Here is an 8,701-nt window from a genome sequence, read left to right as displayed (position 1 = left end):
AGGAGCAACAGGAGCAACAGGAGCAACAGGAGCAACAGGAGCAACAGGAGCAACGGGAGCAACAGGAGCAACAGGTTCAACAGGAGTAACTGGCCAGGGAGCTATTATTCCGTTTGCTTCAGGTACAACACCAGCTGCGTTAGTTAACGCGGTAGTAGCTAATACAGGAACTCTCCTTGGGTTTGGATTTAGTCAGCCTGGCGTAGCTTTAACGGGCGGAACAAGTATCACATTAGCGTTAGCTATAGGTGATTATGCATTTGTAGCACCACGCGCAGGGACTATTACGTCATTAGCAGGTTTCTTTAGTGCAACAGCTGCACTAGCTCCATTAACACCTGTTCAAGTGCAGATACAAATATTAACTGCACCTGCAGCAAGTAATACGTTTACAGTACAGGGGGCACCTCTATTATTAACACCAGCATTTGCTACAATAGCTATTTTGGACACAGCATCAGGGATCCAACCTGAAGGTATTGCAGTAGCCGCTGGGGATAAAGTATTATTATATGTATCATTAACAGCAGCAAGTCCAGTAGCTGTAGTTGCAGGATTTGTAAGTGCAGGTATTAATATCGTCTAATTTGGTACAATATTTAGTTGAAATTTAAACAGTGATTTGTATATAGTCTTTCCTAATAAAATTAGGAAGGACTATATTTTTTGTGGGAAATAAGTAATAAATCAATTGGAAAATTCTCTTTGTTAAGTTGGTATAAAAGAAAAATGTAAAGTATGATTTACACTTTATAGTTTATGGAAGAAGAAATCTCATTAAAAAATTTTTCTATCAGCAAAAAAAGATGAATTCTATTAAAAACAGAATTCATCTCTTAAATGTACTATATTGTAGGGGAGTATATTGTTTATCGTGCGCGGTGAAATGTCATTATTCAAATTAGTAATAAACTATTTATTTTTATTACAATTACAACCTTTTTTCTTTACGTAACCTTGTTGAGCTAAATCTTTTTGCGATTGTGAATTGGAAGACTGAGAGGATGTTGAAGAACTACTATTTTTGTTATTAGAATAGTTTTTTCGATAGTTGCTATAATTACTCATAGTATCATCACCTCCAATTAAATATATTAATAGTATATGTTTGTACTCTATTAATTGTTACGATAAAGAATAGGAAGAGAAGATACAATAAAAAATCTCCTTGGTGCACCAGGGGTTATTGTTACAATAAATAATAAAGTTACTTATGTGCTTTCATTTGCATTTGAGAATGAGAAAATTTCAATTATTTATATGATGGTTAATTCTGAAAAACTTATACATTTAAATGTAAAAATATAAAATAAAGACGCATTTCAATAGAAATGCGTCTTTATTTTATTACTTTTCTAACATTTCAAGAGGTACATCTTTTTCACCAGCTACCTCGAATTTAATTTCCCCGTCTTCTTCATAAATACGTTTAATAATCGGTATAGTTATCATTAATTTTTTATGCTGTTTACGTCTTCTAGCAGCATCTAAGTTAATCACGTTCATGTGCAAGCATCCTTTCTCACATAAATATATAAACAAAAGAAAATGCGTCCGAAAAGGGCGCTTATTTGAATTAGAAATACCGATTCATTTAAATGGGGTATAGATTATTTTATAATTGCAGTCTGATTGTAAAATAATGTGAATCAAATAATTGCACGTAGAAATTAACTTTACCAAAAAACGAAACAATATACTATAAAAAAATTTAAATCTTTGTCGTATAACGAGAAAAAGGTTTTCGTTTCGCATATAATGAAAAGTAGACGGGCAGCAAGAGCTTTTTCATCATATTGCTTTGGAAAGGCGATGAAAAAAATGGATACTTTAGATTCATTATTATCTCAACTTGAACAATATGGAGAAGAGCATGATCGACATAAAAAAACGCGGGAAGAAAAATTACGGAATATTTCTCGTGAGATGGGACAATTTTTATCAATTTTAGTAAAAGGGTGTAATGTAAAAAAAATTTTAGAAATTGGAACTTCAAATGGTTATTCTACATTGTGGCTAGCAAATGCGGTAGAAGAAACAAATGGGAATGTTACAACTGTAGAGCTTTCTTCAGAACGAGTTGGGGAGGCACTTGAAAATTTTGGGAAGGCAAATCTTACACAGCGAATTGATATTCATAATCAAGAGGCAGGAGCATTTTTAGATTCGCAAGTAGATCATTCATTTGATTTTATTTTCCTAGATTCAGAGCGTACGCAATACATGTGGTGGTGGGAACATATAAAACGTATTTTAGAACCAAAAGGTTTTCTTGTTATTGATAATGCAACTTCTCATACGGAGGAATTAGCAGAGTTTATAAAGATGATTGAAGAAGATGATACATTTGAAACGGTGTTATTAGCTTTTCAAAAGGGAGCATTTGTTGCGCGGAAGAATAATTAGAAGTGGGATTAATGTAATTATCACATTGAAAGATAGCATATGTCAAAAGATAGAGCATTATATAAATTTAATAAGGTAACTAAATGGAACTTCAAATTAATATTCAGTGGTGATAAGTAAGGTAATTCGTAAAGAATCCGCCTTCAGCAGGTTACTCTCTAGGTCTTAAGTCTGAGGAAAATAATGACGAGAACAGGTATACTTATACTATGAAACAGGGAATGACTGCATAAGCAGGTATTTCTTGAAAAATCGATTTCAAGCAAGCAAAATGTACATGAAATACGATATATTAGATGAAATATAGTGCACATAAATTCGCACATATAAATAAAGGAGCGATTTTGTTGACTGAACTCGAGAAAAAAGAACCTGTATCGATTGTGAAAGATAATAATGTAGAAGTAGTAGTTGATACAGTAATAAAAGATGCGGAACTTGAAGAACTGAATAAAGAAGCAGATCTTTATGTACAAAAGTTAAATAGCGAGCAAAATACAGATTTATCAAAAGTATTGTCGCAGCTTGGAGACTTAGGGGATAAAGAGCAGCAAGCGGCAGGACAAACGCTATCAGCTTTAAAACGTCCTGTGACAGCGATGATGAATGGAAAGAATGAAGAAATTCCAAATACATTGTTAGAATTACGAAAAGTGGTATCAGAACTTGATCCAAACTCATTAAAAGCAACAGGTATGAAGAAACTTATGTTTAAAGTGTTCAAGAAAAATCCGCTTGAAAATTACGTGCATAAATATCAATCTATAGATAAACAAATCGAGGAGATTATAAGATCACTTCTCATTGGCCGTGATAACTTGCAAGAGGATACGGTGGGTCTTGAAATGTTAAAAGAGCAATCACACGATAAAATTCACGCTCTTGATAAACAAGTATACTTAGGAAGAAAACTTGCTGGTATGCTTGAAGCGGAGAAACAAAATCCAGAACGTCAAAGGGATATTCCGTTAATAAATGATGCATTAGAAAAGATACTTGTACGTACTCGTAATATGCAACAAGCAAAAAGTGTATTATTACAATCTATCGCGTCTGTAGATATCATTAAGAAAAATAATGAAAAGTTAGCAGAGGCCATTCGTAATGCGATTACGATGACACAAAACGTTGTAACGGTTTCAGCTGCAATTCAGCTCGCATTAACAAATCAACGTAAAACAATTGATGCAGTTAATGCGACAAATGAAGCGATTGAATCAATGGTATTAAGCAATTCTCAAGCATTAAAACAAAATACAGAAGAAACAACAAAACTCCTAGAAAATCCTGCAATTAGCATGGATAAATTACGTGAATCATTCCAAAATGTATTCGCTGCTATTGAAGCATCTGAGAAATCGTCAGAGCGTATTATTGAGTCTAGTAAGAAGTTTGTAATTGAACTTGACACATTTAATGATGAGATGAAGCAGAAACTCATTCAGCGTCCAAGGAAATAACAGATCATTAGAGGAGGTGAAAAAATGAGTTTCATTCAAGGAGTATTATTACTATTAGGGTCATTACTTTTAATCGCATTTACTGTCGTTGTTTTAGTTGTATACTTCGGACGTAAACTTTATTTTTCATGGACGAAACCATATAAGAGAGCGCAAGATTCTATTGAAAAATTATCGAACAAATCAACACCGTTTTTACAAGAATTTACGCAGCACCCACTCTTTTATCGCTGGATTCGTACAGAAGGGAAAAAAGAACAAAATACATTAAATACACTTTTCTGTACATCGGGCCAACGTACGAGAGAGCAAGTTTTCTCAATGTTACCGAAAGAAAAGCAGAAAAAAGTGCATGTGATGGCAAAAACAACGAAAAAGCTTACGAATGAAGATATTGATAGTGCAACAATGAAAGTGAAAGACTTCCTGAGACAAGAATCACAGCAAACTGTTAAACCGACAGACTTATCGTTTTATAAATTGTATTTTTATGATCGATATCCAGATGCATTAAATACAATTCAAGCATATAAACGTTCGATTAATCCTTCACTACAAAGAACGATTGATGACATTACAATTTCAGTATTAAATGCACTTCCGTACTATCAAGAACAACGCATGTTTGAACAACAACATAAACTTGAAACGTTCTTAATGAAAGATTTAACAGCGATGTTATCTTTAGTTGTACAATTACCACCATCACAACGTCCTGAAAAAGAAGAAGAATTAAAAATATACTTGCAAAATTTCCAAAAAGAAATGGAAGTAGTAGAGCGTGATATTCGTGACTCCATTGATCACGATTTGAATGTGAAGATGAGAGCAGCGACAGAGAAGTTTAAGAATAAATAGAAAAAACCGCCTTAAAAGTTGAATGTTTCGGCTTTTAGGCGGTTTTTTGTGAATTTGAGAAGTTGATAATTTTAAAAATTGTATGCGAGAAGGGGGAATGATGACGAAAATGAAATTATGATGCAAGCTGGTAAGGAATTAGCGAGAATTACGGTATATATTTATAATAAGATGCAATTTGAGTTATCAACTTCAATTATAGTTAGTGGAAGTATGTTGTGTTCAGTGTCTGAAGCATATGCTGAATTTAAGAAATGCTGTGAGGAAAGTACGGGAGAAGTTACATTTGTATCACAATCAGAAATGGCAGCGAAAGGAACATATTATTTGATGAAGGATATATATATTAAAGTGTAAAAAGCCTGATGAGAATTTTTGTATGATTTGTAAAAATATGATGTTAAAATATATAAAGGGATGTAGAGTCAGAAAAGTACAATGTGCATAGTAATTGAATATTGTATAAGTATTCCCATGTAGAAAGTGAATGATTACATGATTAATAGTATGCAGTTGTTGTATGTAGTGGCTTCTTATTTGTTTGGAAACATATTGACAGCTTATTTATTAACGAAATGGAGACATAACGTTGATATTCGTGATGAAGGAAGCGGAAATCCTGGTGCAAGAAATATGGGGCGAGTATATGGAAAATGGTATTTCGTGGCTACATTTTTAGGTGATGCGATTAAAGGGGCAATCGTAGTTTCTATTGCAAAATACCTTTTTGAAGATTCTATATTCGTAATGTTATCTTTTATGGCCGTTATAATGGGACATATTTACCCAATCTTGTTTAAAGGTAAGGGTGGAAAAGGCATTTCAACATTTATTGGAGGATTAATAGCATTTGATTATTTGATAGCGCTTACTCTCATAGGTATTTTTATTATATTTTATTTAATATTTAAAGGGTTTACGAGGCCAGGGTTAATTACAATTGCTTGTTTACCAATTTGTATGATTTTTTATTCGTATTCTATTGTAGTTACTATACTAAGTTTATTAATTATTATACTTATTTTATATGTAAATCGGGAATAAAATGAAATTTAAATAAGTGGGGGAATCTCCACTTATGTTTTATATTAATTAGTTAGTTAGATTGCGAGCCATTAGTAGAGAGATAAGGGAGATATGACATGGGGTTAATTTATAAGGTTGCTGATCAAACTTGGGAATTTGAAAGTATACATAAATTGAACTATAAAACATTTGTAGAAGAGATTCCGCAGTATGAAGAAACGAAAGAACATTTTCGTATAGATCGATTTCATGAAGAAAATACATATTTAATTTGTTTAGATGGGGATAAGTTAGTAAGTATGGTCGCGGTGCGGGGGAAACGACCATTCTCGTTAGATTATAAAATCTCAAATTTAGATTTTTATTTACAAGAGCATGGAGAAAAAGTATATGAAATCCGTTTACTCTCAGTAGAACGTGAATATCGAAATGGAAGAGCACTGCTAGGCTTAATTCGCTTTTTACATCGTTATTTGCTTCTAAATGGATATGAATTAGCAATCATTTCAGCCACAACACGTGAGCTACTTTTATATGAGCAAATGGGATTCAAACCTTTCTATACGTTAGTTGGTACAGAAGCAGCAGCTTTTCAGCCAATGTATGTTACACCTGCTATGTTTGAAGAGTCGGATGTTGGGGGAATTATGACGAAAGAATATACGTTTTTACCCGGACCAGTAGACATTGAAGAGAATGTTCAAAAGGCATTTTCTACTAAGCCTATTTCTCATCGCTCTAAGTCATTTCAAGTGATGATGGGAAATGTAAAAAAACGATTACTTCAAATGACAAAAGCAAAACGTGTACAAATTATGTTAGGAACAGGGACGCTAGCGAATGATGCAATTGCTTTACAGTTACGTTCATTAAAAGGTAAAGGACTAGTTTTAGCGAATGGGGAGTTCGGTAATAGATTAATTGAGCAGGCAAAACGTGCACATTTAAATTTTGATACGTACAAAAAAGAAATGGCAGAGCCGTTTATTTATACAGAATTAGAAAAAATAATGTTAACTGGAGATTATGAATGGATTTGGTTTGTTCACCATGAAACATCAACTGGAATGTTAAATAATTTAGAAGAACTAAACACTCTTTGTAAAAAGTATCAAATGAAACTATGTGTGGGTTGTATAAGTTCAATTGGAGCAATACCGATAGATTTGAAGGATGTATATTTTGCAAGTGGTGTTAGCGGAAAAGCGATTAAATCATATACAGGATTATCTTTCGTTTTTCATAACCACATTGTAAAAATAAACGAGGCAGTACCGGCCTATATGGACATCGGTATGTACGAAGAGAATGGTAGTATTCCATATTCTCATTCGTGGAATTTAATTTCTGCACTGCAAGAATCCTTGAAGAGGTTCGATGATGAAAATGCATATGTGAAAATAAAGGAAACCTATGATTTTCTAGAACAAGCTATTATTGATATTGGGTTAAAACTAGTTTCACCTAAAGAACATGCCGCTCAAATTGTTCTTACCATTCAATTAAACGAAGGGAAGTCTTCTAAGGCAGTAGGCGATGCATTAGCATTACAAGGATATATTGTTCATTATGAATCAGCATATTTACAAAAGAATAACTGGATCCAAATAGCATGTCTGAATCACTATAAAGAACGTGATATGAAGAGGATGCTGAATTGTTTGCAGATGTGTGTGTTAAAGAATGGTGTACAGATATGACGAATGTTTTCTTAACATAGATGGTTTTGTATAAAGGGGCTACTACTTACGAAAACTTAGGAATGACAATAGAAGTGGATTATAGATCATTGGAAGAGGTGTTAGTATGATAACTAGAAAACTACCATTACATATAGCCGATATTAAAAAAGCTCAAAAAATTCTAGATAGAAATGCTCGTAAAACTCCATTAGTAAAATCTTTTTATTTGACTAGTAAAACAGGCGGAGAAATTCATTTGAAATTAGAAAATATGCAATTAACGGGTTCTTTTAAATTTCGTGGTGCGTTTAATAAAATGTCGCAGCTTACAGAGCAAGAAAAAGAGAGAGGCGTAATTGCATGTTCGGCAGGTAATCATGCACAAGGAGTTGCATTATCTGCTCATTTACTCGGCATTAAGAGTAAAATTGTGATGCCAATTACTGCACCTCAGGCGAAAGTGGAGGCAACTCGAGGATATGGATCTGAAGTTGTTTTATACGGTGAAACTTTTGATGACGCGAAGGCAAAATGTGAAGAAATTATACAAAAAACAGGAGAAACATACTTACATCCATATGATGATATAGAGGTAATGGCTGGTCAAGGAACAATTGGTTTAGATATTCTCGATGATATGTGGGATGTTGATACTGTAATTGTACCTATTGGTGGAGGCGGAATCATTTCTGGTATTGCTGTAGCATTAAAATCTTTTAATCCATCCATTAATATAGTTGGTGTCCAAGCTAACAATGTTCATGGAATGAAGGCATCTTATGATAAAGGGGCAATCGTAGAACATTATGAGGCACCTACGATAGCGGATGGTTGCGCAGTTAAAATACCAGGGGATTTAACTTTTGAAGTTGTACAAGAATTAGTAAATGATATTGTAACAGTATCAGAAAAAGAGCTGGAAATAGCGATGAAAGATTTATTACAGCGTGGAAAAGCTGTAGTTGAAGGGGCTGGTGCATTAGCCACTGCAGCCTTGCTTTCTGGTAAAGTTGATAACTATATAAAAGGGAAAAAAGTAGTAGCGGTTATATCTGGTGGAAACGTAGACTTGCAGCGCATTTCGAGCGTTTGTGAGCACTTTTTTGTGGCTAATGAAGTGAAATGATGTTTTGAATATGAAGAAGAGCTAAGAGATTATCTTAGTTCTTTTTTGTTGTTAATAGCAATTAATTTAATTAAATTGTATATAAAATCTATAAAAGTTTAATGCGATGTATGTATTTATGCATAATAAAAAAGACAGGAAAA

General features: G+C 33.4%; 8 protein-coding genes and 2 pseudogenes. 9 read left to right on the top strand and 1 reads right to left on the bottom strand.

Annotated features, from left to right (window positions below; translation table 11 throughout):
• Together FT637_RS28895 and FT637_RS28890 are read left to right on the top strand one after the other, a co-directional pair.
• A partial coding sequence (locus tag FT637_RS28895; protein ID WP_319805978.1) for an exosporium glycoprotein BclB-related protein occupies positions 1–586 on the top strand: 586 nt, incomplete at its 5' end.
• Positions 587–1,167: 581 nt separating this feature from the next.
• A pseudogene (locus tag FT637_RS28890) lies at positions 1,168–1,308 on the top strand (RNA polymerase sigma factor SigJ); the annotation flags it as partial.
• A 39-nt stretch (positions 1,309–1,347) separates the two neighbouring features.
• Here the strand turns inward: FT637_RS28890 and FT637_RS28885 are convergent.
• Positions 1,348–1,506 (bottom strand): hypothetical protein, encoded by a 159-nt coding sequence (locus FT637_RS28885; RefSeq protein WP_002085567.1) that lies wholly within the window; start codon positions 1,504–1,506, stop codon positions 1,348–1,350.
• A 306-nt stretch (positions 1,507–1,812) separates the two neighbouring features.
• Between FT637_RS28885 and FT637_RS28880 the strand changes: the two genes are divergently transcribed.
• From FT637_RS28880 to tdcB, 7 genes and pseudogenes are all read left to right on the top strand, one after another.
• Positions 1,813–2,406, top strand: a complete 594-nt coding sequence (locus FT637_RS28880) for an O-methyltransferase (RefSeq protein WP_193649161.1) — start codon at positions 1,813–1,815, stop codon at positions 2,404–2,406.
• 347 nt (positions 2,407–2,753) lie between these two features.
• A complete protein-coding gene (locus FT637_RS28875) occupies positions 2,754–3,866 on the top strand; it encodes a toxic anion resistance protein (protein ID WP_002109928.1) in 1,113 nt (370 codons plus the stop codon).
• Positions 3,867–3,890: 24 nt separating this feature from the next.
• Positions 3,891–4,724, top strand: a complete 834-nt coding sequence (locus tag FT637_RS28870) for a DUF3974 domain-containing protein (protein WP_193649160.1) — start codon at positions 3,891–3,893, stop codon at positions 4,722–4,724.
• An 84-nt stretch (positions 4,725–4,808) separates the two neighbouring features.
• A pseudogene (locus FT637_RS28865) lies at positions 4,809–5,081 on the top strand (ATPase); the annotation flags it as partial.
• A gap of 138 nt (positions 5,082–5,219) precedes the next feature.
• Positions 5,220–5,768, top strand: coding sequence for a glycerol-3-phosphate 1-O-acyltransferase PlsY (plsY, locus tag FT637_RS28860; RefSeq protein WP_193649159.1), 549 nt, complete (start codon positions 5,220–5,222; stop codon positions 5,766–5,768).
• Positions 5,769–5,866: 98 nt separating this feature from the next.
• Positions 5,867–7,450, top strand: coding sequence for an aminotransferase class V-fold PLP-dependent enzyme (locus FT637_RS28855; protein ID WP_193649158.1), 1,584 nt, complete (start codon positions 5,867–5,869; stop codon positions 7,448–7,450).
• A 106-nt stretch (positions 7,451–7,556) separates the two neighbouring features.
• The gene (gene tdcB, locus FT637_RS28850; RefSeq protein ID WP_193649157.1) at positions 7,557–8,558 is read left to right on the top strand and encodes a bifunctional threonine ammonia-lyase/L-serine ammonia-lyase TdcB; all 1,002 of its coding nucleotides are present in this window, start codon (positions 7,557–7,559) and stop codon (positions 8,556–8,558) included.
• Positions 8,559–8,701: the final 143 nt, after the last annotated feature.

Origin of the sequence: Bacillus cereus, from assembly GCF_015071065.1 — a bacterium.
Classification (GTDB): domain Bacteria; phylum Bacillota; class Bacilli; order Bacillales; family Bacillaceae_G; genus Bacillus_A; species Bacillus_A cereus_BA.
Note: the sequence above shows the minus strand (reverse complement) of the source record. Positions and strands in the feature narration are given on the sequence as shown.

Coding starts and splice junctions, on each gene's coding strand:
- FT637_RS28885 (WP_002085567.1), bottom strand. CDS start 1,506: ATGAACGTGATTAACTTAGATGCTGCTAGAAGACGTAAACAGCATAAA.
- FT637_RS28880 (WP_193649161.1), top strand. CDS start 1,813: ATGAAAAAAATGGATACTTTAGATTCATTATTATCTCAACTTGAACAA.
- FT637_RS28870 (WP_193649160.1), top strand. CDS start 3,891: ATGAGTTTCATTCAAGGAGTATTATTACTATTAGGGTCATTACTTTTA.
- plsY (WP_193649159.1), top strand. CDS start 5,220: ATGATTAATAGTATGCAGTTGTTGTATGTAGTGGCTTCTTATTTGTTT.
- FT637_RS28855 (WP_193649158.1), top strand. CDS start 5,867: ATGGGGTTAATTTATAAGGTTGCTGATCAAACTTGGGAATTTGAAAGT.
- tdcB (WP_193649157.1), top strand. CDS start 7,557: ATGATAACTAGAAAACTACCATTACATATAGCCGATATTAAAAAAGCT.